The organism is Paenibacillus sp. TSM33, assembly GCF_056099025.1.
On record NZ_JBLZXB010000008.1, the window covers coordinates 144,789 to 168,769 of the forward strand.

Genomic DNA, 23,981 nt, shown 5'->3' on the forward strand with positions numbered 1-23,981 from the left:
TCGGAGCCCCCTTTTCCTAGTTAATTACATGAATATTTAAGGTGATTAACGTATGACTTTCCAATTATTTTTGTGATAAAGTTTTGAAAAGAGCCCGTTTTCGTATATGATGAAGAGTAATAATTCAAAAGGCTGGACGGGAGACAGATATGAATCAACCGCTTTATGGAATATGGCTCGGAGATGTGTTTTTTTGCTTTTCTGGTGAGACGTCGGAACCACGTATTGATGCGTGGAGCAGTGTGATCCGCAGGCTGACGCTGAAGGGAGACCTTCGGCCGTTTCGGCAGGCTGCGTTGCGTCTTGCCGAGGTGCGGATACCTAACAATGCTCGCTTGGAAACTGCGGGCAGAGGTGGCAAGAGACGTTCCATGCTGGGGCGTACACTGGAGGGCCTGGCGCTGGAACCCCGCGAGACGCTGGCTCTGCTGACTCGCATGGACGAGAAGGGCTGTGCGGCTTCGGGCATTACGCTTGGCGAGGAAATGCAATATTGGCAAAAGGCTGCTTATTTTGCACTAGAGCTGATGCAACGGGGGGAAATCGTGCCATCACTTACAGAGGCGCGTCCATCTGGGCCGCGGCGACGCGGTCCGGATGCGGCGGTAGGGGTGTGGATTCCTCGGCTTCGCGAAGAGGAGGACATCCGCCGTTTTCATGAGCTGGCAGCAGCGATGCCGGCAGTTTGTATGGCAGCCCCGGCCGTTTTTGCGGGCAAGGAGCCAGAAACACGTGAGGATGCAGCTGGAATGGTGCTGTATTCCTTCTTGTGTGCGGTCGTTCATGCAGAAACGACCGCTGTGCTGGCTGCGTCAGATCGTGAACTGGGACGATATCGGGCAGATTATCGGCGCGGAGGATCACCACTGGCGGAGCTGTGGTGGAACAGTCTGTTGACGGGTTCGCGCCAGGTTGCGATTCAGGGAACGCCTGCTGAGATGGAGGAGTTGGTTCTTCAGGCGTCCTCTCTTGAGGGAAGCACGATGCCTGTCACGGAACGGGAAGCCAAGGAACCCATTGAAGGGCAATTGCGTCTGTGCCTTCGTTTGGAGCCTTCTTTGGAAGAGAGTGTCCAGGAATGGCGTATTACCTTTTGGGCAGAAAGCGATGCTGAGCCTGGACTACGACTACCTGCTCTGGCATTGTGGGCGCATCCTGAACGTGATCTGGTTCGCGGTGAGATTGTGTACCGTCAAGTGCAGGCGCAACTGCTGACGAGGCTCGGACAGGCGGCTGAAGCGGCACCTATATTGCAGGAAGCATTAAACCGCCCTTATCCCGAGGGGTTGACCCTGGAGCCGGAGATGTTCTTCCGCTTCCTGACGGAAGCCGTACCTTCTTTACAAAAGAACGGTATCACTGTGCAAATGCCTTCACGCTGGAGCCGAGAGGGACGAAGACGTGCAGGCTTGCGGTTTAAAATGCGCTCGACAGAGCAGGGGGCCAAGCCAGATGGTGTGATCGCCGATACATCGTCCGTTGGCATTAACCGCATGATTTCGTTTGATGCCGAGGCTGTGCTGGGGAATACGACCTTGACGATGGAGGAACTGGAAAGCATCGTCGCGGCCAATTTGCCATATGTACGTCTCGGAGGAGAATGGATCGAGGTAGATCCCAAGGAAATTCGTCAGGTGCTGCGTTTTATCAAGCGCGGAGAGAACGGTGAAATGAGCTTGTCCGAATGGATGCATCTGGCTGCGGAAAATGAAAGTGCAGGCGAGGCCTCATGGAAGGGCTTGTCCATCTTCGGCGCGGAATCCGCTGGACTGCTTGCATCTTTGGCTGAGGGCGGGGTACTCCGTTCTGTTGAGCCACGGCCTGTGCCGGAGACGTTGCATGGTGCACTACGGCCGTATCAAGAGCGAGGCTTTCAATGGCTGGCTGCGATGCGCGGATTGGGCTTTGGTGTGTGCCTGGCGGATGACATGGGGCTGGGTAAAACGATTCAGGTTATTACCTGTCTGCTCGATGGTGGCATCGGAGCAGAGGATCAGCGTCCGGCGTTAATCATCTGTCCGACGTCCTTGCTGGGCAACTGGCAGCGGGAATTGAAGCGCTTTTCACCGGATTTGTCGCTTTATATTCACCATGGCAACCAGCGACTCCATGGGGAGCAGTTTCAGGAAAATGTACGCGAGTATGATATCGTCCTCACTACCTATCATTTGGCGGGCCGGGACGGCAGCGATTTATCTGCGGTCTACTGGTCTTCCATCGTGTTGGATGAGGCGCAATATATAAAAAATGCACGCACTAAGCAGGCACAAAGCGTCATGAAGCTGTCCGCACCACATCGGATTGCCATGACGGGGACGCCGGTAGAAAATCGCTTAAGCGAGCTTTGGTCTATTTTTCAATTTCTGAATCCGGGGTACCTCGGTACGGCATCTTCATTCCGGCAGCGGTACAGTCTGGCAGGAGAGGAACGGGGGTCTGCGTTGCGTGAGCTTCACCGCCTCGTCTCCCCGTTCATGCTGCGCCGGCTCAAAAGCGATCCGGATATTCGCAAGGATTTGCCTGAGAAGCTGGAGCTGAAGTCCTATTGTGTACTGACGCCAGAGCAGGCCGGATTATACCGCGGCGTGGTGGATCAATTATTGGGAACACTGGATGGGCAGGTTGGTATGGCCCGTAAAGGACTTGTTCTGTCGTCGCTGACCAAGTTGAAGCAAATCTGTGACCACCCGGGTTTGATCATTCAAGGCCGTGCTGACAACAGTAAAGCCGAAAACTCGGGTAAAATGGAGCGACTGCTGGAATTGGTAGAAACCATTCGCGAGAACGATGAATCGGCGCTGATTTTCACCCAATACGTATCGATGGGAGAACTGCTGGTATCCCGTTTGACCAAGATTTTGGGAGAAGAGCCATATTTCCTGCATGGAGGACTGGCGAAAACCAGACGGGACGAAATGGTTCACAACTTCCAGCAGGGAAAAGGACCGAATATATTCGTACTTTCCTTGCGTGCAGGTGGCGTGGGTCTGAACCTGACGCGTGCCAGCCATGTCATTCATTATGATCGCTGGTGGAATCCTGCCGTCGAAAATCAGGCGACAGACCGGGTATTCCGTATTGGTCAAAGTCGCAATGTACAAGTGCACAAGCTGATCTGTCAGGGGACACTGGAGGAAAGGATCGACGAGCTGATCGAGAGCAAAAAGGCACTGTCCGAACAGGTTGTCGGCTCGGGTGAACATTGGCTCACCGAAATGTCTGATGATGAACTGCGCGGTCTGATTGCGTTGCAAAATGATGTATGGATCGAGTGAGCAGAGAAAGGATGAAGGCGATGACGAGACCGCGAGTGAAGCTGAAAGTAACTGACGGTCGATGGATTGTGGAATTAGACGGAAATGGGCCGGAAGGTGAATCGACGGGTGTACCCTTCGCGAATCCTGTCCAATGGACTGGCCCGGTGCCTGTACTGAACCTGGAACAGCAAGGGGCATGGCTGGAGCAGCTAAAAGCGGAACCTTTGGACATCTACCGTTTCCTGAAAGGGGAAGCTTGTCTATCACTGGATGAGATTGTTCAACTCGCAGCTGAGACCGCCATTTCCAGCAGAGAGAATGGAGTGGATGCAGTCGAAGACGTGAAGGAAGCTCTTCAGGCTGGACTGGAAAAAGAGCCACAACACTGTCTGGCGTTGATCGGAATGACGCAGGAAGAGCTGTTGGATTACGTGTTTAGTGCTTGGGCTGGAGAGTTATCCCATGTTCAGAGAACGTCCCCCGCGCTTGAGTCTACCTCACGCGCGGAGGGCGGGCGCAGCGGATCGGCAGCGATTAGCGAATGGATCGCAGAATCCGCAGCCGAAGGAGCATTGCATCGTCCCGGAGCAGGCTTTCATGCCATAGAAATCCGGCTGCCGCAGAAACTTGCTTCCAAGAAGGAAACGGATATTACGTCTTTGCTGCCGGGATTACCCCGTGCTGAAGAAGCATTGAAACTCATACGTGAACGCGTAGCTGAGCGAGCCCGGGCTGCAATCCCGCAAAAACGTCATAACCCATAACAATTCGGGTATATGCTTCCTTTTTCGAGTTTGTTCACCTTCATTGGATAGGATAACAGCTTCGAAGAGTGTCTAAAGTTCAGTTACAATGGGGAAACGGAAAAGTCACTGCAAATCATGTATCAATTGCAATATTGGAGGAGATACCAGCATGAAACGACATATACAACAGACGCGCACATCTCAGCGATGGACCAAAGCGCTCATTCCGGGGCTGATCCTGCCGGGCCTATTGCTAGCAGCTTGCCAGCAAGGAGGATCAGGTGGACAGGAAAGTGAGCCATTAAAGTCGTCTACAGCGGTACAGGAGAATATACAGCCTTCCACCCAGCCGGACGCAGGCAATAGCAGCACTAGCGCTGGACAAGCCTCCGCGGATACTGGAAGTGGACAAGCCGACCCTGTGATGGCGTTGCGGAGCCAGAGCGCGCTGCAAGCTACGGTTAAGGAAGAGGATGGAACAGCGGTTGTCACCAATGCGACTTCAGATACAGTCGTTGTGAACAAAAAGCGCAGCTTGCCTGTGGGCTATGTCCCGGATGACCTGGTGGAGCCGCAGGTGCCTTTTTCCTTCGAGGGACCGCATGAAAAGCGGCATTTGCGTAAGGAAGCGGCAGAGGCACTGGAGAAGCTGTTCGACGGTGCAAAAAAGGACGGCATTGAGCTACGTGCGGTATCGGGATACCGTTCCTATAAGCGTCAGGTGTCTATTTTCAACAACAATGTAAAGACAAAGGGGCAGGAATATGCCTCTAAAGTCAGCGCTGTACCGGGTACGAGTGAACATCAAACGGGATTGTCCATTGACGTATCCAGTCCCAGCGTAGGCAATGTGCTGGAGCAATCTTTCGGAGCTTCCAAGGAAGGCGAATGGCTAGAACAACATGCACCGGAATACGGATTTATTATTCGTTATATGAAGGGTAAGGAAGATGTGACCGGCTATGTGTACGAGCCTTGGCATATCCGTTATGTGGGAGTAGACATTGCAGAGGATGTTGCCAAGCAGGGGCTGACACTTGAGGAGTATTTCGACGAAAACAATATCAAGCTATAGGCGCTACAACCAAGCCGTAATCCTGGGGATTGCGGCTTTTTGTCGTATTTTTCTTCCAAATTGAACCTTTTCAAGGTAGAATCTCGTATAGTGAACGACGACAGAAGCTTGAATTTATAGTAAACCTCATGACAGAAGCGTACAGGAAGGGAAGGGAATCATCATTTATTATTCATTAACGTATCGCGAATGGTCAGAAGACACTCAAAAGGAACTGCGCAGCCTGACACGGGAATCCGTATCCGGAGATGAGTTGTTCCTGCGCAAGCTCGTAGACGCTACGCGTCTCCATGACAAACTGTGGGCGCATACCTCGAATGAAAGTGAGGAGCATACGGATCATTCCGTCTATGTAACCGAATTTACGGGGGAACGTGCGAAGCCTTACGGCGCGTCGATCACAGACCTCGTACTGGCCAGTGGGGGAGGCTACTCTTCCACATTCAGCGCCATGTACTGGGTATGGCATGAGCCTGCGTTCCGTAGCATGGATCAGCGGGAAGGTGCGGTATTTACCTTGGAGCTAGCCCAGCGGCTATTGGATCATTATACGGTGTTGGGTGGCAAAACATACGAATTTATATATTCAGTATTGGACCCTCAGCTGAAAAAGGTGCATTTGTTTGTGAAGGAGGTCGATCTGTGATGGAGCATTCTTGGGAAACCATGAAATCCAAGCCTGGCTCTCGTGCACGGATGGCGGCCTTTGCCCTGATGTTGGCTGTCCCGGCCGCTCTGACGGGTTGCGGTGACGACGAATATTATGACTGCGACGAGCTCCCCGTATCGGAGCAAACGGCCTGTCGGGATTCAGGCAGCAGCGGGTATTATTATGGTGGATCGACCTATTATAGCGGAGGCTCCTCGTACCATAACAGTCGTTCATCTTCCAGTTCTTATCGCAGAAGCTCGTCCTCATCATCCAGCTCACACAGTGGTTTTGGCAGCAGCGGCTCACACAGCGGCTTTTTTTCTGGGGGTTAAGATGAGCATGCGTACGATTCGGCAATTACCCTATGAACATGACGAGCTTTTTAAGGGTGAAATCAGCCGTATGATTCCGTATCATCGCATGTACGGCAAGTGCTATTGCATGCCGGCCTTAACGGTGTATCGGGAAAGCGAGCTGGCAGAGCTTCAGGCTGCTTCTGAGGCGGTGCATCGTATTTATCGCAAGGTTCAGCAATTCATCCAGCGCTATATGCCAGATGAATACCTGGTGGAGCGGCTGGGAATTCATCCAGGCTTGCTGCGTGCGGCACGTATGGAGGTCGCGCCGGATGGGATCACCCGTCAGGACTGGATTGTGGGGGAAGCGGGGATCAAATGCATTGAGAATAACACCGACACCCCAACCGGGATTCCCGAGGTGGCTTATCTAGAAGGAAAGCTGCTGGAGGTGCTGCATAGTGAGGGAATGTCAGGGGATGACATTGCTCTACATGGACCCTCATCTGGAATGGATGAGGCGATTCAGTCTGCCTTGACGGAGCTCATTCATTTTTATAGCCGTAAGGGTTTGGGGATAAAGGTGCACTTCACTTGCTATGATTGGCATATCGAGGATCAGACGAATACCAAATATATTATGCGTTTATGTGAACAAGCTGGGTTTGAAGTGGTTTATGCGCCATTGGAAGAACTGGAAATTATCCCGAATGAAGGATTGTATCACCGGGGAGAGCAGATTCACATCCTCTATCGCCTGTATCCGCTGGAATATCTAATTGATGATCGGGAAGAGGACACAGGGCTTGAGGTGGGTCAGGCGCTAATGGAGATGGTGGCAGACGGGAAAATAGGATTGATCAATCCGCCGCAGCATATCATTACCCAGAGCAAAGGGTTCACCGCAACCGTATGGTCGCTGTACGAGCGCAATGAGCAGACACCAGCGTTCTGCGGTTTTCGCTTGTTTGACGACCGGGAGCTGGAGGTAATACGAAACTACCTGCTACCTACGTATTTTGAGCCATCCGTGTTTCTGCAAAATAAAGAGCCTTATGTGGCGAAAGGTATATGGGGGCGAGAGGGTAAAGGGACGCATTTGATTGAACATCCTGAATCAGCGAAGAGCCTGGAAGGCGTCTTGAGAGAGGTTGGAAATGCAAAGGCTGACCAGCCTGATCTGCTTCATCAAGCGGACGCTCCACTAACGCCTGAACAGGAGGAAGCCGCACATATTGCCGCTTATTACGAGGGGCAGCCTAAGATTTATCAGCGGCTGTGGCCTATGCAGAGTGCAGAGGTGCAGACCGAGGAAGGACCATTCCAAGGCTACGTACTGACAGGTATATTCGTGATCGGGGGGCGTTTCGCAGGGGTCCTGCCGCGAATCGGTGAAAAGGTAACAGGTGATATGGCCTACTATTGCGCTGCCACCGTTGCCAACGAATCTTCTAATCCGCCCGCTGTATAAGCTGAATTGAAAAATGTACAATATTCGAACAGTTCTGTTCTATTCATAAGTATCATAAGGAGGAAGAAAATTGGACTCTCATATCAATTTGGGCAACGCATTGGGCAATGTAGGTATCGGCCTGCTTATCTTGTTTGCCATCATAATCGTAGGTTATTTTGTGTTCAGCTTGCTGACACGTTATAACGATAATCAGGAAATCGCACGCGGCAATGAAGCGGCTGGTATCTACATGGGGGCAAAGTTGCTGGGCCTGTGTATCATCGTGGGCATGGTGTCGTATAGCAGCCATTCATGGCTCGATATGCTGACCTGGTCGGCCGTAGGCATTGTAGTGCTGTGCCTGGTCTATGTGATTTTTGATCTGGTGACGCCGCGCACCAAGGTGTGCGAGGAAATTGCCAAAGGCAATGTGGCTCTCGCCCAGCTACTGCGCTCAATTATCATCGGGGTATCTTTTGTCGTAGGTACATTTTTGATGTAGTCAAAATGATGTAGTTGATTAGAGAAGGGATACAAAGGATCTGCAAAACCGGACAACGGAGCTGCAGATCCTTTTTTATGAGGAGTTGTATTTGCTGGCTGGTATCTGTCTATCGCAGTAAAAGTTACGACGATCACGTCGGGCGGGGACTATTCTACCAAGCTACGGGTGATACTGCATAGCAAAAAGGAATGTGCGACAGATATGTCAAACTAATTTGTAGAGAAGGGAATTCTGAATATATGAGTACCTCTGCCTCCCCAATTTTACCTATTCGGATGGGTATCATCGGCTTGGGCCTGATCGCTGAATATCACATCAGATCATTGAACAGCATGTCGGGGGTATCGATTGTGGCCGTTAGTGATGTAAACGCAAACCGACTTCAAGCCATCGGAGAGCAATTGCAACTGCCTGCTTCCAAGCGGTACGCCCATTATGAAGCATTAATCCGTGACTCAGAGGTAGATGCGATTCTGTCGCTGACACCCAATGATGTGCATTTTGACATTATTCGGATTGCGCTGGAAGAACACAAAGCTGTACTGGCAGAAAAACCATTGACACTCACATGGTCGGAGGCAGGTCAACTGAAAAAGCTGTACAACGCGAATCCAGTGCCTTTGCTGGTTCACTACAAGCATCGCTACGGAGCGGCCTTCCAATATACCAAGCAACTGCTGGATGAGCAAAAGCTGGGCAAAATCTACAATATTCAATTCCGTTATCTGATGGATGCTTTTTCACCGTATCGTCAGCATCCGTATACTTGGCGACACAATTTAGCCAAGGCCGGCTCTGGAGTCGTGGGGGATACTGCCTCACATATTATTGATCTGGCCCGTTTTCTGATTGGTGAATTTAAAAGCGTCGCGGCGTTGCTACATATCATTACACCTGAGCGGCCCGATCCGGTCACGGGTCTGCCTCTAAAGGTAGATGTGGAAGATCTCGCCGCCTTTCATGGCATCATCGGCGACAATACCGTGGCTACCTTTATCACTCATAAAAATGCCATCGGCAAACGTCACGACATCGAAGTGGATATCTACGGTGAGCTCGGTACGCTGCACGCTAGTCTCAATAATCCGGAAAGTATTCGCATCGTGCTGCGTGATCTGGAACATCCGAATGCCGAATACGAGACTTGGGCTGTTCCTGCAATCTATAATCATACAGCCGATGGCGATTTTGTTAAGCTGGCAAGGGGGGAGTTCGTAGATCGAGCCCCATTGTTCGATGACGGATACAAGAATCAGTGGGTACTTGAGAAAATACTGCAATCCTGGAGAGAAAACGGACGTTTAGTAGAAGTGTAATAGGATAGGGTAAGAGGATAAGGGACAGTTAGAGAAATTTCCTTCAGCATTAATAAAGAGGATATACGGCTGTGAGCTACAAGAAGGGTTCTTTGAAAGGGATGTCCTCTTGCAGTTCAGTGCCATATACCCGTAAAACAATCTTTTTATAAATTAGCCTGTTTGCTTCCTGATGGCTCTATCTCTTTTCTTGCTGCGTTCTTGCCCGTCTAGCCCCGATCAGCCTCCAGCCTGTTAACAATGCTGCTACAAGACAGACGGACGCAGATGTCATAAAGACTACATGCATGCCTGACAGGAAAATTTCAGGGTGACCCGGAACCAACCCGGTGACCCGATAACCAGCCTCTTTACTCATAATATAAAAGAGAATGGATGTGGCCAGCGTGATCCCTACAACCATACCGACGTTGCGCACCAGTGAATTAACACTTCCGGCTGAGCCGAGCTGTGTACGGGGTACTTTGGACATTATCAGCGAATTGTTCGGTGATTGGAATAAACCACTGCCAATACCCAGCATGGCAATCCACAGACCGACGAGCGGGATGGAGCTGCCTGCATGCAGCTGGGCTAATCCAATTTGGGCAACGACCATAACGACCAGCCCGGCGAAAGTGAGCAGTTCAGACCCGATTTTATCGGAAAGCGCACCGCTGAGCGGGGCTACAATAACCATAGAGATGGGGAACAACATCAGCAGAAATCCGGCATAAAAAGGCGACAAGTTCAGCATATTTTGCGCATAGAAAGGCGAAATGATGTTAAAGCAGAAGTTAGCGACGAACACCAGAAAAGCACACAAAATACTGAGCGAAAACAATGGATTTTTGAATAATGCGAGCTGTAACAGCGGCTGCGGACGACGCAATTCCAACCGAATGAATACAGCAAAAGCAACTACAGCCACCACCAGTGAAGCAATAATACCTGCGTCTCCATACCCGACCTGCTGTCCCAGCAACAATCCGACGAACAAGGTCAGAATAAAAATAGCAAATACCAGGCTGCCGGGAACGTCAACCTTATCCTTCACCTTGATCAGATCCTTCGGTAGAAGCTTCCAGCCAAGAAAGACAGCGACCAGGCCTATCGGTACATTGACCCAGAAAATGTATTGCCAGCCCAGCGAGGAGACAATAATACCGCCCAAGCTCGGCCCGGCGATACTGCCCAAAGAAACGAAGGTACCGATGAGGCCAAGCGCTTTGCCTCGTTCAGTGGACGGGAAGATATCTGTTACGATCCCTTGGCTGTTCGCCATGGTCATGGATGCTCCAATCGCCTGAATGATGCGGGAAATCAGCAATAGGGAGAGTGAGGAGCTTAGACCGCACAATAGAGAGCCGAGAATGAATATGATTGTGCCGATTTTGAATATTTTGATTTTACCGACCATATCGCCTAGCTTGCCAAAAAATAAAATAGCGGTACATATCGCCATTAAATAGGCGGTTGTCACCCATTCAATCTGTGCCACAGGTAAATGTAACGTGCGGGACAACACAGGAAGAGCAATATTAACGATGCTTCCATCCAGGGTGGACATAAACGTAAACAGATTCAAAACAATCAGAATCATCCAACGTTTCTTCTGAACTTCGATATTTTCTTGATAGGTTGCAACAGTTGTAGCAGTTGAACTCATTATGAACACCTCTTTATCGTTGACAGCCCTTTTTATTAGTTGCATGCGCAACTAAATGAACGGTTCTAGTGTACAGCAAATTAGTTGCGTGCGCAACAATATTATTGTAAACTTTGTTTTGGTCCCAGCTGGGGATTGCCATTTTCAAGCCAATGAGGTGTATTTGATGAGGAAAAAACCGATTGGAAAGCTAATTTCCCACCTGTACCGTCGAAATCAAAAAATACTGTCAAAAAAACTGGCTCCTTACGGAATCGGTAGTGGGGGACAACACAGTTTCTTAAAGCTTATTTTACAGCGGCCGGGCATTACACAGGAGCAGCTGACGAATGAACTTAAATTTGACAAGGCAACCACAGCCCGCTCTGTAAAACAATTAGAGGAATCAGGCTACATTGAACGTAAAACGGACCCGAATGATCGTCGTTCCCAACTTGTGTCTCCCACGGCCAAGGCGTTAGAATTCGCTCCTGTCTTACAAGGAATATTGGATGAACTCAATGCCAGTCTTGTCCACAATTTATCCGAAGAGGAAGAGGACCTTCTGATCGACTTACTGCAAAAGATTAGTACAGATCCTGACGAATAAATAAATCAGGAGTTAGCATAGAGGATCGGCGGGTAAAAGAAAAAGGCAAAAAAGAAAAAGGAAAAAAGAAAAAAGCAGCCATCACAGAGAATACCCAGTGGTAGCTGCTTGGTGCAATCTAAAGGTTTATTGCACGGTAGAAATGATCCCGCTATATGGCATTCATAATTCAGTCCAAGCTAATCCCTTCGAACGCATTCATGACTAATTGTCGCACATAGGCATCGTCTAATGGATAACCAGTTACCAGCAATCGATAAAAAATCGGCCCATAAATGAGATCGATACATAATTCAACATCGAGATGCTCCTTCAATTCCCCGCGCTCTATTCCCCGCTCAATTAGATGTCTGGCTTCAAGTCTTCGAGGATGGAAATATCGTGTTCGGTATGCCTCTGCTAATCCTGGATCAAGCTGCCCTTCACCAATTAACTCCGTAATGATTTTACCTTCTCGACTTATTAGGAACCGTACTAAATTCGTAGCATGAATAAGAATATCGTCTAATACACGACCTGTGTCAGGTACGGGCAATCTTGCCATGGTAGCTGACAGGAAACCATCCATCACTACGGCAGCTTTGTTAGGCCACCATTTATATATGGTGGCTTTGCTCACTTTTGCTCGCTCAGCAATTTTTTCTACCGTAACAGCCCCAAAGCCTTGCTCCAGCAGTAGATCATAGGAAGCGGTAAGAATAGATTTTTGCGACTCAACATTACGCGGACGTCCTCTTTTACTCTGCATTGGAATGCTCACCTTCTTACATAGATATAAGAAAACTTAGAAAAGTAAACTATACGTTCAGTATATCAAATATCGGGTAAGAATAAAAATTTGAATTTGCCTATTTACAAAACGAAACGTTCAGTATATTATTTGATTATCAAATTAACGAACTATACGTTCAGTATTTAAATTATTGAGGAGGATTATCATGCAAAGAGAACAACAATCCGTAGAAGGTAACCGTATTTCAAATTGGATGATGTTTCTGTTGGCAGCGGCATGCGGCCTTATTGTTGCTAACCTTTACTATGCTCAAACCCTGGTAGGGCCTATTCATGTGGCGCTGGGTCTTTCTTCCACAACAGCGGGCTTCATTGTCACCTTAACTCAAATCGGTTATGTTGTGGGACTGCTGTTTATCGTACCGATTAGTGACATTATTGAAAATCGACGTCTAATGATCGTATCGCTCATCATTACAGTCTGTGCGTTGCTCGTTGCTGCCTTCGCCCCCAATGCCACCTTGTTCCTGACTGCATCCTTGTTCATTGGAGTTGGATCTGTAGTTGCCCAAATACTGGTGCCGTATGCTACCTATTTAGCATCCGAAGAGCAGCGCGGCCGGGTTGTCGGGAATGTTATGAGCGGACTCCTGCTAGGGATTATGTTCGCACGTCCATTGGCAAGCTTCATAACCAGCATCTGGGGATGGCAAGCCGTATTTATTATGTCAGCCATTGTGTTGACGTTGTTGACGATTCTCCTGTCGAAAGCACTTCCGGAGCGCAAGCCTGTGCCTACGGTATCTTACAGTAAACTGATTTTCTCACTAGGTACTCTGTTCAAACAAACGCCTGCATTGCGTCGTCGTGCCCTATATCAAGCCTGCTTATTTGGTGCCTTCAGCCTGTTTTGGACGGTTGTTCCTCTACGCTTGGCGGATGACTTTGGCATGTCTCAGCAGGGTATTGCACTGTTTGCTTTAGTAGGTGTAGGCGGCGCAATAGCTGCTCCGATTGCCGGGAGATTGGCTGATAAAGGCTGGAGCAAAGTATTAACCGGGCTAGCTATGGTCATTGCCGCCTTGTCCTTTTTGGTCATCTATATTTTTCAAAGTCATTCGACGGCTGCGCTCATCCTGCTCTTTATTTCAGCGATTACACTGGATATGGCTGTATCGGGAAACCTTGTGCTTGGACAGCGTGTTATTTACTCCTTGGGAAGTGAAGCGAGAGGGCGTCTGAACGGATTATTCATGTCTATCTTTTTCATAGGTGGAGCGATTGGATCATCATTAGGTGGTTGGTCTTACGCATTAGGTGGTTGGAATTTAAGTGCTCTGATTGGAGTCATCTTGCCTGTGCTGGCTTTACTGTACTTTTTCACTGAGAAAGAAACGAGTGGAGACGTACGAAAGAAACAAAACGGGTAAAGATCATCTTTAGGCTATGCCGTACGTAAAAGCATCATCATTAAAATGGCAGTTCCCAAGAGAAAACAAAGGGGCGAGTAGAGCACGGTGTCCCATTTTGCAAAAACCGTTCCTTTTTTTCTCTTGAAGAACCCTACCCATTTGAAATCTCCTATAGAACGTAAAATAAATAAACACGACAACAAGCCTGCACCGTAGGAATAGAAGAAATGGAAAAACTGTAATGGTACGACTCTCCCTAACTCCAGAACGAACCAAGCGGCGAAAGCTAGTAAAATGGCAACAATCGATGTCCCTATTTTGGAGGGTTTAAAGAGCAAATCCGTTCCCGTGCTTGGAATCGCTGCCTCAGCACCTTTCTGCCCGCCGAATACCCAATATACATGCATGCCGCTCAGTACCAATAAAATTCCACCAACTGCCCATGTAAGTAACTCCAACATCTCACACCCTCCTTAATTTGAAATCCACTCTGTCCAAATCATCTGAATATGCTGCTGAATGGCTTCTTCACTAAACGTCTCTTGCTTGTGACGTTCATACCAACCCAAATAGTAATGGTACAACATCCATGACCTCTGAGAGGCTTTCTCTGGCTGCATTCCCTTTTGGATTAAAAGCTCTTTCATAAACTCCATTCTCATCTGTTCCACTTCATTGAGTAGGGCACGGTAACTATCGTCTTTCAATGACAGCTTGCGCAGATAAAACAGAAAGTCTCCCCGTTTCGTCTTGCCGAACATCTGGGTTAGCACCTCTCTGATCCGCTCATCTGCGGCAGTATGGGTGATGGACGCGGCCATAACCTGTTGTGTCGTCTGTGCCTTCCATGTCTCTACAATCTGTCTAATATAGCTGCTGCGATTGGTAAAATACCAATAAAAACTGCTCTTGCTACACCCTAAAGCAGTAGCCATTTTTTCAACAATGAGTTGATCCATTCCGCCCTGTTCAAAACGTTCCATTCCTTTTTGAATCCATTGTTCTTCTGTGACAATGATCTTAGGCATCTCTTCCGCTCTCTTTCTGTACGATATCGTCTAGATGAGAACTATTTTACAGTGTTTTTAGTGGGGTGTAAATATAGACCTATTCGTCTTCATAGCCGGATGATAAATAAGACAGAAACTTACATAAACGTCCACTTGAAATACCTGCGAATTTGATCTATAATGCTGTAGCATATAGTAATATCCAAGGCATTGACCAAAGACATGATTTCCTTGAAGGGCCGTTCAGAGAGAAAAGACGAGGCTGAGAGCTTTTCCGGCAACCGCATGTGAAGTTACCCCTTTGTAGCCGTGACGTTGAACATGTAACTGTGCAAGTTAGCAGTGACATCAGTAAGCGCCCACCGATTTATCCCCGTTAACGGATACCAATGGAGGGTCACGCAGGTCGTGCATGAGCATGTTCCGATGAACATGAATGTACGTACAGCAGCGGGCCGAACTAGGGTGGAACCACGAGCTGAACGCACTCGTCCCTTGAGGGAGAGAGGCGTTTTTTTGCGTTCAATTTTGATATAGTACACAATTTGAAATGGAGGCTTTAATCGTGAGTATTCAAGTGAAATTGCCGGATGGAGCCGTACGCGAGTACGAGCAGGGCGTAACTATCGCCGACGTAGCGGGTTCGATCAGCTCCGGGCTAAAAAAGAATGCAGTAGCAGGTAAAGTGAACGGGAAGGCTGTAGATCTGAACACTGTTTTGGATCAGAACGTTGACCTTGAAATTATTACGCTGGACAGTGCGGACGGCCTGGAAATTTATCGTCACAGTACAGCGCATTTGCTGGCACAGGCGCTCAAACGCATTTACGGTGAGAAAAACGTGAAGCTGGGTATTGGCCCAGTCATCGACAGTGGCTTCTACTATGACATTGATATCGAAAACCCATTGTCCGTTGACGATCTGGCGAAGATCGAAAAGGAAATGACGAAGATCGCGCAGGAAAATCTGCCGATTACACGACGTGTGGTCAGCCGTGAGGAAGCCACTCGCATTTTTGGTGAACTGGAAGATCCATTGAAGCTGGAACTGATCCGTGATTTGCCGGAAGAAGCGGAAATTACGATTTATGATCAAGGCGAATTTTTTGACCTGTGTCGTGGTCCGCATTTGCCATCAACTGGCCGTATCAAAGCGTTTAAACTGTTAAGTGTAGCGGGCGCATACTGGAGAGGCGATTCCAACAACAAGATGCTGCAACGGATCTACGGAACAGCTTTCCCTAAAAAAGCACAACTGGATGAGCATCTGCACTTGCTGGAGGAAGCGAAAAAACGCGACCATCGCAAGCTGGGTAAGGAACTAGAACTGTTCATGTTCTCCGAAGAAGCACCTGGCATGCCGTTCTACCTGCCCAAAGGTATGGTTGTCCGTACTGCGCTGGAAGATTACTCCCGTGACATTCAACGTTTGCATGGCTATGAGGAAGTACGTACACCGCTGATGATGAACAACCGTCTGTGGGAACAATCAGGACACTATGACCATTACAAAGAAAACATGTACTTCTCCGAAGTAGATGAAACTACATTTGCTCTGAAACCGATGAACTGCCCGGGGCATATGCTTGTGTTTAAAAATGAACTTCATTCTTATCGCGACCTGCCGATTCGTATATCCGAATTTGGACAAGTGCATCGTCATGAGCTGTCCGGTGCGTTGAACGGTATGATGCGTGTTCGTACATTCTGCCAGGATGATGCGCATATTTTCGTGACACCAGAACAGATTGAAAAAGAGATTACAGACGTAATCAAGCTGATTAACGAAATGTATAGTGTGTTTGGCTTTGAATTCACAGTGGAATTGTCCACACGTCCGGACGACTTTATGGGCGAACCAGCGCTGTGGGATCAAGCGGAACAAGCTTTGCAAAACGTGCTGGAACATCTGGGCATGAACTACCGTATTAATGCGGGAGATGGAGCATTTTATGGTCCAAAAATTGACTTCCACATTCTCGATGCGCTCAAACGCAGCTGGCAGTGCGGAACGATCCAATTGGACTTCCAAATGCCTGAGAAGTTCGACCTCACTTATGTGGGCGAGGACAACCAGAAGCACCGTCCAGTCGTTATTCACCGTGCCATCTACGGTTCGATTGACCGCTTCATGGGCATCCTGACTGAGCATTTTACAGGTGCATTCCCATTGTGGTTGGCTCCTGTTCATGCGAAGCTGTTGCCTGTATCCGAGAACTATATCGAGACTGCCAATGAGATGCAGGAAGCGTTGCTGAAAGCGGGTCTGCGCGTCGAAGTGGATACTCGGAATGAGAAGCTTGGTTATAAAATCCGTGAAGCGCAATTGGAGAAGGTTCCATACATGTTCGTTATCGGGGAAAATGAAAAAACAACCGGTACTGTAGCCGTGCGCAAACGCGGCGAAGGCGATCTGGGATCATTTAGTATTGCGGACATCGTTGAGAAAATCAGTACAGAGATTCACGAGAAGCAGTAATATTCGATTAGAAAAATATGTAAAAGAGCCGTCAAAACCAGGATCATAGTGGTTTTGACGGCTCTTTATTTATACATCATACATAAGTTCCCAAGTTCAAGCACGAGGAGGAACAGCGTCAATTGAATGGTTTAGTTATCCTGTGCCTGTATGTCTAGCAAGTCTGTGACCGAGAAGTGGCGTGATCTGCAGGCAGGGAGAGTGTCTTCAAGGATGACTCCTCTGTTCGTTTCCCTGGAGACTCTTCCACAGCCTGTTCCTCGCTAAGCGATAAAATTTCGCCACGCAGTTTGAGCATTTTTTGATCCAGTTCGTAGGTTGCACGTGCAGCTTCAGTCAACCCGTTAACCACATGTTCGGGCACTTTCTTATCAAACTTATAGTACAAAATATGCTCCATACTGGCCCAAAAATCCATAGCCAATGTACGCAATTGAATTTCGACCTTAATCCAGCGTGTGCCCTCAAACAGGATCAGTGGAATTTCCACTATAACATGTAGGCTCTGGTAGCCGTTGGGCTTAGGGTGGGCAATATAATCCTTGACCTCTAGTATACGAATGTCTTCCCGTGTGCGGAGGTGATCCATCAGACGATAGATATCTTTGACAAAAGCGCATACCACGCGCATGCCTGCGATATCATGAATTTCACGCAATATATTGTCCAGGGTGACCTCATGACCTTTGCGCCGAACCTTTTCCACAATGCTGTGGGGTTCTTTGATCCGGGTTTTAATGTGTTCAATCGGGCTAAAACCATCTATCAGCTTCCATTCCGTCTGGATCAGCTTAATTTTGTTCTTTAATTCCTCCAGAGCGAGTTGATAAAGGACGGGGATCTTTTTCCATTCCTCTAGTTGCTTGGCGTCAACACTGTTCTGGTCCAGCTGTAGCTGAAATTCCTGCAAGGGCAAAGGGACAGCATTCAAGTGCTTCCAATCCGGTTCATTCACAGAGCATTCTCCTAAATGAGGCTTACGATGTCCTCGATCTATTTCGTAAAAATGGATTACCGTATATATTGTACACTATGTCAAAACGTACAGGCAAAGGAGACACGGACAAAGAAATAAGAAATAAAATAATAATTATAGTGGTAAAACCGAGTAATCCGATGTATAATTGCAAAAATGCTGATTTAAAGCATTAAATTTTTAAAAAAATAGCACAAATGTTAAGTAGTCGTCATTAGACTAAAAATAAAAATTACAGAAAATGAGGATGAGCAAAATGGCAAAAGTAGAAAGTTTTCAATTAGACCACACGATTGTAAAGGCTCCTTATGTAAGAGCAGCGGGAGTAGAGCATGATGAAAAAGGAAGCACGGTACAAAAGTATGACTTGAGATTTCTGCAACCGAATGAAGACGCACTGCCAACAGCTGCTGTACATACGCTGGAGCATTTATTGGCGACGTATCTGAGAGACGAAATCAAGGGAATTATTGATATTTCTCCTATGGGCTGCAGAACGGGATTCTACTTGATTTTATGGAATGAACACGAGCCTGAGGAAATTGCACTTGCTTTGGAAAAAACGTTGAAGAGAATTCTGGAAACGACAGAAGTACCGGCTGTTACTGCTTTGGAATGCGGAAACTATAAGGACCATTCCCTTTTCTCCGCGCAGGAATATGTGAAGATTGTGTTGGAGGCTGGCATTAGCCGCGATCCTTTCAAAAGAGTATTTTAAAATCTATGATTTCAATAGACCTATCTCATCAGACAGCAGTAGTGACAGGCGGTAAGTCGGGTATAGGCAAGGGGATTGTAGAGCTTTTCATTCAAAGTGGAGCTAAAGTGATTTCTGCTGATATTTCTTATGAAGAGCCGTATAGAGTGATCAATCCACAGTTGGTTGAAACTCAATTGGACATATCCAAACCGGATGATATCGAGAGATGGTGCAATCTGCTAATCAGCGAAACGGGAGTTCCTGACATATTGGTGAACTGCGCAGGTACTTCTACGATGGATTATGTCATTGATAGTGAGTTGGCTGATTGGGAAAAAGTATTTTCGATCAATTCAACCGGGCTGTATGTAGCGTCCAAACGGTTTGCCAAGGAAATGGTGGATGCGCGTAAACCGGGGCGAATTATCCAAATTGCTTCGCAGGCTGGAAAAAATGGATATCGGGCTATGGGCGGATATTGTGCATCCAAACATGCGGTTCTCGGCTTGACCAAGGTGATGGCCATTGAGCTTGCTCCGCATCAAATTTTGGTGAATGCGGTTTGTCCAGGTATCGTAGAAACGCCGATGAAGCATCGTGAGCGGATTGAAGGGGGCGTCATTCGCGGAATGACCGCCCAGGAGATATATGAAGAAGATTGTTCGCAGGTACCATTGGGGAGAACCGCCGAGGTAGAGGATGTCGCCAATGTGGTGCTGTTTCTGGCAAGTCCGCTCTCCGCATATATGACAGGACAAGCGATTAATGTTACAGGTGGAATGACGATGCACTAGCATACTAGCATGATCTGGGGGAAAACAACATGAAGAAATCGTTCGTTTTACTATTAGGGATTAGTTTATTACTCGTAGCTGCAGGATGCGGCAATAAAAGTACAGACAGTAGTGGCTTCAGCTCCGCTTCCGGTGCGGAAACTCAAAAGGTAGTCATTGGCTCCATGGGGTCTGACGCGCAGATTTGGAAGCATATTGCTCAATCCCAGGCCGCCAAGGATGCCAAGCTGGATATTGAAGTAAAGGAAATTAACGGTGGAATCGAAACGAACAATGCGACTAGACAAGGCGATGTGGACGTGAATGCATTCCAATCGTGGGCGTATCTGGTGAGCTATAACAAAGAGAGCAAAGCCGATTTGAAGGCGATAGCCACCACCTATCTGGAGCCGATGGGGATTTATTCGCAAAAGTTCAAAAGTATTGATGAAGTGACCGACGGAGCGTTGGTGGCTTTGGCGGACAATCCGGCGAATACAGCAAGAGGTTTGAAGCTATTAGAAGCATCCGGTTTAATTAAGCTTAAAGCTGACTTTAATGATGCTTTAGGTACAGTCAATGATATCACTAGCAACCCTAAAAACCTGAAATTTGAGCTCATCGACGACAAAACAGGTCCGCGCGTGATTCAAGATGTAGGCCTGGTGTTGATCGGGAACACGATTGCTTTAGAAGGCGGTCTGAATGTACTGAAGGATTCCTTGTTCCACGAAGAGATCAGTCAGGCGACAAAGAACAATATTAACGTTCTGGTTACTTCAGCGGATAAGGCAAACGATAAGGGACTACAAAAATTAGCGGATCTCTATCATAACGAGGATACTCAAAAGTACATTAAGGATGAATTTGGCGGTACCAAAGTAGAGGTTAAAGAACCTGTTTCTTATTTGGAAGGACAAACTGCAAAATAAACATAAAAGAGGTCAGCCAGTTTTCTGGTTGACCTCTTTTGTTCGTAGGGGCTTCTACTCGTAATTCAGTGGTCGTTTTGCATTTGAGCATGGGTTTCGGCTCGATAATGTTTGGGAGAGAATCCCTTTATCTTTTTAAAAATTTTTGAGAAGAGTAAAGGGTCATTATAGCCGACTGAACGGGAAATATCGCCTATCGAAAGTTCAGCATTTCCCATCATTTCACAAGCTTTGTTGATCCTATAGCGAATCAAATAATCCTGAATGCTTGTGTTTACTCGTCGTTTAAATAACGAACATAAATAGCTTCGATTGAGCCCGATAAAATTTGCAATATGCTCAATGGTAATTTTCTGGGCATAATTCATTTCGATAAAATCCTTCACTTTTTCAACGTAAATTTCCGCTCGACTTTCCTGTTGTTCGGAGGAAGCTACCGGACCGAACTCTATAAGTTCTGATAACATTAAGTAAAGCAGACCAGTCAGTCTGGTTTCCCGAGCTTTAAGGCACCCACTTGATTCGTTCATTTGCTGCAAATACTGATAAATCAAATGGTCTCCTTCAAAATAGAGGATTGGATGCGTCCTTGTCAGGCCTGCTTGCCTGAGGAGTGTTTCTGCCAGTGCTCCGTTAAAACCAAACCAGCAGTAAGACCAAGGATTCACTACATCGGCTTGATAATAAGTGATGACTTGCGGGCAGATTAGGAACCATTGTCCTTTCCGCAAGCGATAACTGAACCCACCGACCTCGAAGGTACCCTCCCCGTCCAAAATATAATGGAGCAGATAGTGATCTCTTATAGCAGGTCCAAAAAAGTGACCGGGTATGCATTCCTCTATGCCAAACTGAGTTAGATACAATTCAGAGTGCTGTTTACTACGTGGCAAATACTCAATCACGGTATATCTCCTTATGTAAATTATCAAGCATTATAACATAAATAGTGAGCACCATGCCATGTACTTCATATCTAAAATTAATATATGATTTCTATAGAACCTATTGCTATATCATTGAATCTTACCAAGCTTTACACCATATGAACTTAGTTGATGGCTGTTACAAAAGGGTTGTTCTAAGTGCCATTTAAGGCGTGGATCTCCAATGATTATTATCTAAGAGAGGGGTTATTTTCCCAATGGGTATCATTGTTCAAGAGCAACCGGGGCTGTTTCATTTGCAGTCGTCGGGCATGAGTTATATTATTCAGATTGTCGATGGATTTCCTGTGCATGTATACTGGGGAGACAGGTTGAAGCACCGTGAGCCCATGGCTGATCTTTTGCTTCACACTCCTACGACGGCTGGATTGGATCGGCTGCCGCAAGAATACCCACAGTATGGAAGTGGGGACTTCCGTACCCCGGCGTATCAAGTAGAGCTGGAGGATGGAACGCGCATCACGGAGTTAAAGTACGATGGTTACCGGATCATTAAGGGAAAGCCATCTTTACCTGGGCTTCCGGCCGTATATACCGAGAATGAAGCTGAAGCGGATACGTTGGAACTGGAATTAAAAGATGCCTTTTCAGGTCTTAAAGTGGTTCTTCTTTACACCGTCTTCGCGGATCGAAATGTAATCGCTCGTTCGGCTCGTTTGAGTAATGCGGGGGGAGAAAATCTTCGGCTCCTCCGTGCACTAAGCGCCAGTATCGATTTCGCGGGGAAAAGCGATTTAGAGTTCATGTATCTTTCGGGAGCATGGGCACGGGAAGGGAATATTACCCGCAAACCGATTCTTCAAGGTGAAACCCGAATTGATAGTAAAAGGGGCATGAGCAGCCATCAGCTTAATCCTTTTACTGCATTAGTCACGCAAGAAACCACGGAAAGCCATGGTGAGGCATTTGGTTTTAGCCTTGTGTACAGCGGGGGCTTTGAGGCGGGAGCGGAATTAGATTCATTTGGCTCTACACGGTTTAGCATTGGTGTGAACTCGTTTGACTTTTCATGGTTACTGAATCCAGGGGAAAGCTTCCAAACGCCAGAAGCCGTTATGGTTTATTCCGGTCAAGGACTGGGAGAAATGTCGCGTACATATCATCGCTTGTATCGCACTCGGCTTTGCCGAGGGACATATCGGGATGAAGAACGCCCTATTCTGGTCAATAACTGGGAGGCTACCTATTTTGACTTCGATGCAGATAAGTTGGTATCGATAGCGAAAGAGGGGGCTGAGCTAGGCATCGAACTTTTTGTCTTGGATGATGGTTGGTTCGGAAAACGGGATTCTGACAATTCGTCTCTCGGTGATTGGTACGAGGATCGTCGGAAGCTGCCAGGCGGACTGGCCGATGTCGCCAAACGCATCAATCAATTAGGTCTTAAATTCGGGCTCTGGTTCGAACCGGAGATGATCTCTCCAGACAGCGAGTTGTATCGGAAACATCCGGACTGGTGTCTTCACGTTCCAGGACGGCGGCGTAGCGAAGCCAGATGGCAGTTGGTACTGGACTATACTCGTAAGGAAGTGCGCGATTACATCTACGATTCGCTGGCAGCCATTTTCTCCAACGCTCCAGTTTCTTATGTGAAGTGGGATATGAATCGGTGCCTGACGGAGATTGGTTCCGCTGATCTGCCGCCGGAACGCCAATCCGAGACTGCCCATCGCTATGTTCTTGGATTGTATGAGCTGTTGGAGCGCATCACCACCGAATTTCCGCATATTCTTTTTGAGAGCTGCTCAAGTGGTGGAGGACGTTTTGATCCAGGCATGCTTTACTATATGCCCCAAGTCTGGACTAGTGATAATACCGATGCGGTGGAACGCCTGAAGATTCAATATGGAACTAGCCTTGTCTATCCCGTAAGCGCCATCGGAGCGCATGTGTCAGCCGTTCCGAACCATCAAGTTGGACGCATAACGCCCCTTGATTTTCGAGGTGATGTCGCCATGTCCGGAAATTTTGGATATGAGCTTGATCTCACGAAATTCACCGATGAGGAAAAAGAGACGGTTAAACGTCAAATCACAGCATATAAGCAGATTCGTGGCTTAGTACAGAAGGGTGACTTGTATCGCCTAAAGAGTCCGTTTGAACATAACGAGTCGGCTTGGATGTTTGTTTCCGAAGACCAAGAGGATGCCATCGTCTACTACTTTCAAGTGATGGCTGTTCCGAACGCGCCTTGGCGAGCCCTGCGCCTTGACGGACTGAATCCAGAACTCGAATATGAAGTTCAGTCAGGAAATAGCGGGCAAAAGTCTATCCATGGGGGGGATAGACTTATGAAGTTGGGCCTCCCTCTTGTCTACAGACAGAAAGACTATGAAAGTGGATGGTTCAGGCTTCGGGCCATAAGGTCCAGCAAGGCTTAGGGCTTAAAGGATCAGTACAACAGTACAATTGGCGAAAGATAGAAAACAAGTGATTGAGTTATGCATGCCCCTTTTTATATGAAAAGGGGCATTTTGCGCGCA

General features: G+C 47.6%; 21 protein-coding genes. 15 read left to right on the top strand and 6 right to left on the bottom strand.

The window, feature by feature from the left end; translation table 11 throughout:
- Positions 1 to 149 precede the first annotated feature (149 nt).
- From ACN6NF_RS02905 to ACN6NF_RS02940, 8 genes are all read left to right on the top strand, one after another.
- The gene (locus ACN6NF_RS02905; protein WP_474314959.1) at positions 150 to 3,275 is read left to right on the top strand and encodes a DEAD/DEAH box helicase; all 3,126 of its coding nucleotides are present in this window, start codon (positions 150 to 152) and stop codon (positions 3,273 to 3,275) included.
- 20 nt (positions 3,276 to 3,295) lie between these two features.
- Positions 3,296 to 4,021 (top strand): phosphoribosylglycinamide synthetase, encoded by a 726-nt coding sequence (locus ACN6NF_RS02910; protein ID WP_474314961.1) that lies wholly within the window; start codon positions 3,296 to 3,298, stop codon positions 4,019 to 4,021.
- A 151-nt stretch (positions 4,022 to 4,172) separates the two neighbouring features.
- Positions 4,173 to 5,078 (top strand): M15 family metallopeptidase, encoded by a 906-nt coding sequence (locus ACN6NF_RS02915; protein WP_474314963.1) that lies wholly within the window; start codon positions 4,173 to 4,175, stop codon positions 5,076 to 5,078.
- Between the two features lie 253 nt (positions 5,079 to 5,331).
- On the top strand, positions 5,332 to 5,724 hold the full coding sequence (locus ACN6NF_RS02920; protein WP_474314964.1) for a hypothetical protein: 393 nt from the start codon (positions 5,332 to 5,334) through the stop codon (positions 5,722 to 5,724).
- Complete coding sequence (locus ACN6NF_RS02925) at positions 5,724 to 6,062, top strand: hypothetical protein (protein WP_474315061.1); 339 nt, start codon at positions 5,724 to 5,726, stop codon at positions 6,060 to 6,062. Before ACN6NF_RS02920 ends, ACN6NF_RS02925 begins: the two co-directional genes overlap by 1 nt.
- 1 nt (position 6,063) lies before the next feature.
- Positions 6,064 to 7,497: a glutathionylspermidine synthase family protein gene (locus tag ACN6NF_RS02930; RefSeq protein WP_474314966.1), complete on the top strand. Its 1,434-nt coding sequence runs from the start codon at positions 6,064 to 6,066 to the stop codon at positions 7,495 to 7,497.
- A 70-nt stretch (positions 7,498 to 7,567) separates the two neighbouring features.
- Positions 7,568 to 7,981 (top strand): DUF350 domain-containing protein, encoded by a 414-nt coding sequence (locus tag ACN6NF_RS02935; RefSeq protein ID WP_474314967.1) that lies wholly within the window; start codon positions 7,568 to 7,570, stop codon positions 7,979 to 7,981.
- 242 nt (positions 7,982 to 8,223) lie between these two features.
- Positions 8,224 to 9,300, top strand: a complete 1,077-nt coding sequence (locus tag ACN6NF_RS02940) for a Gfo/Idh/MocA family protein (protein WP_474314968.1) — start codon at positions 8,224 to 8,226, stop codon at positions 9,298 to 9,300.
- A 178-nt stretch (positions 9,301 to 9,478) separates the two neighbouring features.
- Here the strand turns inward: ACN6NF_RS02940 and ACN6NF_RS02945 are convergent, their stop codons facing one another.
- Positions 9,479 to 10,948 (bottom strand): MFS transporter, encoded by a 1,470-nt coding sequence (locus tag ACN6NF_RS02945; RefSeq protein WP_474314969.1) that lies wholly within the window; start codon positions 10,946 to 10,948, stop codon positions 9,479 to 9,481.
- A 166-nt stretch (positions 10,949 to 11,114) separates the two neighbouring features.
- On the opposite strand from ACN6NF_RS02945, the gene ACN6NF_RS02950 reads away from it, so the two are divergent.
- Entirely contained in the window at positions 11,115 to 11,537 is a 423-nt protein-coding gene (locus tag ACN6NF_RS02950; protein WP_474314970.1) for a MarR family winged helix-turn-helix transcriptional regulator, read from the top strand.
- Positions 11,538 to 11,706: 169 nt separating this feature from the next.
- Here ACN6NF_RS02950 and ACN6NF_RS02955 read toward each other — a convergent pair whose 3' ends face one another.
- The gene (locus ACN6NF_RS02955) at positions 11,707 to 12,285 is read right to left on the bottom strand and encodes a TetR/AcrR family transcriptional regulator (protein WP_129548643.1); all 579 of its coding nucleotides are present in this window, start codon (positions 12,283 to 12,285) and stop codon (positions 11,707 to 11,709) included.
- A gap of 190 nt (positions 12,286 to 12,475) precedes the next feature.
- Between ACN6NF_RS02955 and ACN6NF_RS02960 the strand changes: the two genes are divergently transcribed.
- Positions 12,476 to 13,699, top strand: coding sequence for an MFS transporter (locus ACN6NF_RS02960; protein WP_474314972.1), 1,224 nt, complete (start codon positions 12,476 to 12,478; stop codon positions 13,697 to 13,699).
- Positions 13,700 to 13,713: 14 nt separating this feature from the next.
- Here the strand turns inward: ACN6NF_RS02960 and ACN6NF_RS02965 are convergent, their stop codons facing one another.
- Together ACN6NF_RS02965 and ACN6NF_RS02970 are read right to left on the bottom strand one after the other, a co-directional pair.
- Positions 13,714 to 14,142 (bottom strand): DUF3995 domain-containing protein, encoded by a 429-nt coding sequence (locus ACN6NF_RS02965; protein ID WP_474314973.1) that lies wholly within the window; start codon positions 14,140 to 14,142, stop codon positions 13,714 to 13,716.
- A gap of 12 nt (positions 14,143 to 14,154) precedes the next feature.
- The gene (locus tag ACN6NF_RS02970; RefSeq protein WP_474314974.1) at positions 14,155 to 14,709 is read right to left on the bottom strand and encodes a TetR/AcrR family transcriptional regulator; all 555 of its coding nucleotides are present in this window, start codon (positions 14,707 to 14,709) and stop codon (positions 14,155 to 14,157) included.
- Positions 14,710 to 15,256: 547 nt separating this feature from the next.
- On the opposite strand from ACN6NF_RS02970, the gene thrS reads away from it, so the two are divergent.
- Complete coding sequence (gene thrS / locus ACN6NF_RS02975) at positions 15,257 to 17,170, top strand: threonine--tRNA ligase (protein WP_474314975.1); 1,914 nt, start codon at positions 15,257 to 15,259, stop codon at positions 17,168 to 17,170.
- Positions 17,171 to 17,324: 154 nt separating this feature from the next.
- On the opposite strand, the gene ACN6NF_RS02980 is transcribed toward thrS, so the two are convergent.
- On the bottom strand, positions 17,325 to 18,125 hold the full coding sequence (locus ACN6NF_RS02980) for a GTP pyrophosphokinase (protein WP_474314976.1): 801 nt from the start codon (positions 18,123 to 18,125) through the stop codon (positions 17,325 to 17,327).
- Between the two features lie 277 nt (positions 18,126 to 18,402).
- Between ACN6NF_RS02980 and ACN6NF_RS02985 the strand changes: the two genes are divergently transcribed.
- The 3 genes from ACN6NF_RS02985 to ACN6NF_RS02995 are packed head-to-tail and all read left to right on the top strand — an operon-like array spanning position 18,403 to position 20,551.
- Positions 18,403 to 18,864: an S-ribosylhomocysteine lyase gene (locus ACN6NF_RS02985; RefSeq protein WP_013369209.1), complete on the top strand. Its 462-nt coding sequence runs from the start codon at positions 18,403 to 18,405 to the stop codon at positions 18,862 to 18,864.
- A 5-nt stretch (positions 18,865 to 18,869) separates the two neighbouring features.
- The gene (locus ACN6NF_RS02990; RefSeq protein ID WP_474314978.1) at positions 18,870 to 19,640 is read left to right on the top strand and encodes an SDR family NAD(P)-dependent oxidoreductase; all 771 of its coding nucleotides are present in this window, start codon (positions 18,870 to 18,872) and stop codon (positions 19,638 to 19,640) included.
- A 29-nt stretch (positions 19,641 to 19,669) separates the two neighbouring features.
- Complete coding sequence (locus ACN6NF_RS02995) at positions 19,670 to 20,551, top strand: MetQ/NlpA family ABC transporter substrate-binding protein (RefSeq protein WP_474314980.1); 882 nt, start codon at positions 19,670 to 19,672, stop codon at positions 20,549 to 20,551.
- Positions 20,552 to 20,616: 65 nt separating this feature from the next.
- Here ACN6NF_RS02995 and ACN6NF_RS03000 read toward each other — a convergent pair whose 3' ends face one another.
- A complete protein-coding gene (locus tag ACN6NF_RS03000; RefSeq protein ID WP_474314982.1) occupies positions 20,617 to 21,456 on the bottom strand; it encodes an AraC family transcriptional regulator in 840 nt (279 codons plus the stop codon).
- 239 nt (positions 21,457 to 21,695) lie between these two features.
- On the opposite strand from ACN6NF_RS03000, the gene ACN6NF_RS03005 reads away from it, so the two are divergent.
- A complete protein-coding gene (locus ACN6NF_RS03005; protein ID WP_474314984.1) occupies positions 21,696 to 23,879 on the top strand; it encodes an alpha-galactosidase in 2,184 nt (727 codons plus the stop codon).
- Positions 23,880 to 23,981: the final 102 nt, after the last annotated feature.

Excerpts from the sequence above, each read along its gene's own strand:
- ACN6NF_RS02905 (WP_474314959.1), top strand. The coding sequence starts at position 150 with ATGAATCAACCGCTTTATGGAATATGGCTCGGAGATGTGTTTTTTTGC.
- ACN6NF_RS02910 (WP_474314961.1), top strand. The coding sequence starts at position 3,296 with ATGACGAGACCGCGAGTGAAGCTGAAAGTAACTGACGGTCGATGGATT.
- ACN6NF_RS02915 (WP_474314963.1), top strand. The coding sequence starts at position 4,173 with ATGAAACGACATATACAACAGACGCGCACATCTCAGCGATGGACCAAA.
- ACN6NF_RS02925 (WP_474315061.1), top strand. The coding sequence starts at position 5,724 with ATGGAGCATTCTTGGGAAACCATGAAATCCAAGCCTGGCTCTCGTGCA.
- ACN6NF_RS02930 (WP_474314966.1), top strand. The coding sequence starts at position 6,064 with ATGAGCATGCGTACGATTCGGCAATTACCCTATGAACATGACGAGCTT.
- ACN6NF_RS02940 (WP_474314968.1), top strand. The coding sequence starts at position 8,224 with ATGAGTACCTCTGCCTCCCCAATTTTACCTATTCGGATGGGTATCATC.
- ACN6NF_RS02945 (WP_474314969.1), bottom strand. The coding sequence starts at position 10,948 with ATGAGTTCAACTGCTACAACTGTTGCAACCTATCAAGAAAATATCGAA.
- ACN6NF_RS02950 (WP_474314970.1), top strand. The coding sequence starts at position 11,115 with ATGAGGAAAAAACCGATTGGAAAGCTAATTTCCCACCTGTACCGTCGA.
- ACN6NF_RS02955 (WP_129548643.1), bottom strand. The coding sequence starts at position 12,285 with ATGCAGAGTAAAAGAGGACGTCCGCGTAATGTTGAGTCGCAAAAATCT.
- ACN6NF_RS02960 (WP_474314972.1), top strand. The coding sequence starts at position 12,476 with ATGCAAAGAGAACAACAATCCGTAGAAGGTAACCGTATTTCAAATTGG.
- ACN6NF_RS02965 (WP_474314973.1), bottom strand. The coding sequence starts at position 14,142 with ATGTTGGAGTTACTTACATGGGCAGTTGGTGGAATTTTATTGGTACTG.
- ACN6NF_RS02970 (WP_474314974.1), bottom strand. The coding sequence starts at position 14,709 with ATGCCTAAGATCATTGTCACAGAAGAACAATGGATTCAAAAAGGAATG.
- ACN6NF_RS02985 (WP_013369209.1), top strand. The coding sequence starts at position 18,403 with ATGGCAAAAGTAGAAAGTTTTCAATTAGACCACACGATTGTAAAGGCT.
- ACN6NF_RS02990 (WP_474314978.1), top strand. The coding sequence starts at position 18,870 with ATGATTTCAATAGACCTATCTCATCAGACAGCAGTAGTGACAGGCGGT.
- ACN6NF_RS02995 (WP_474314980.1), top strand. The coding sequence starts at position 19,670 with ATGAAGAAATCGTTCGTTTTACTATTAGGGATTAGTTTATTACTCGTA.
- ACN6NF_RS03005 (WP_474314984.1), top strand. The coding sequence starts at position 21,696 with ATGGGTATCATTGTTCAAGAGCAACCGGGGCTGTTTCATTTGCAGTCG.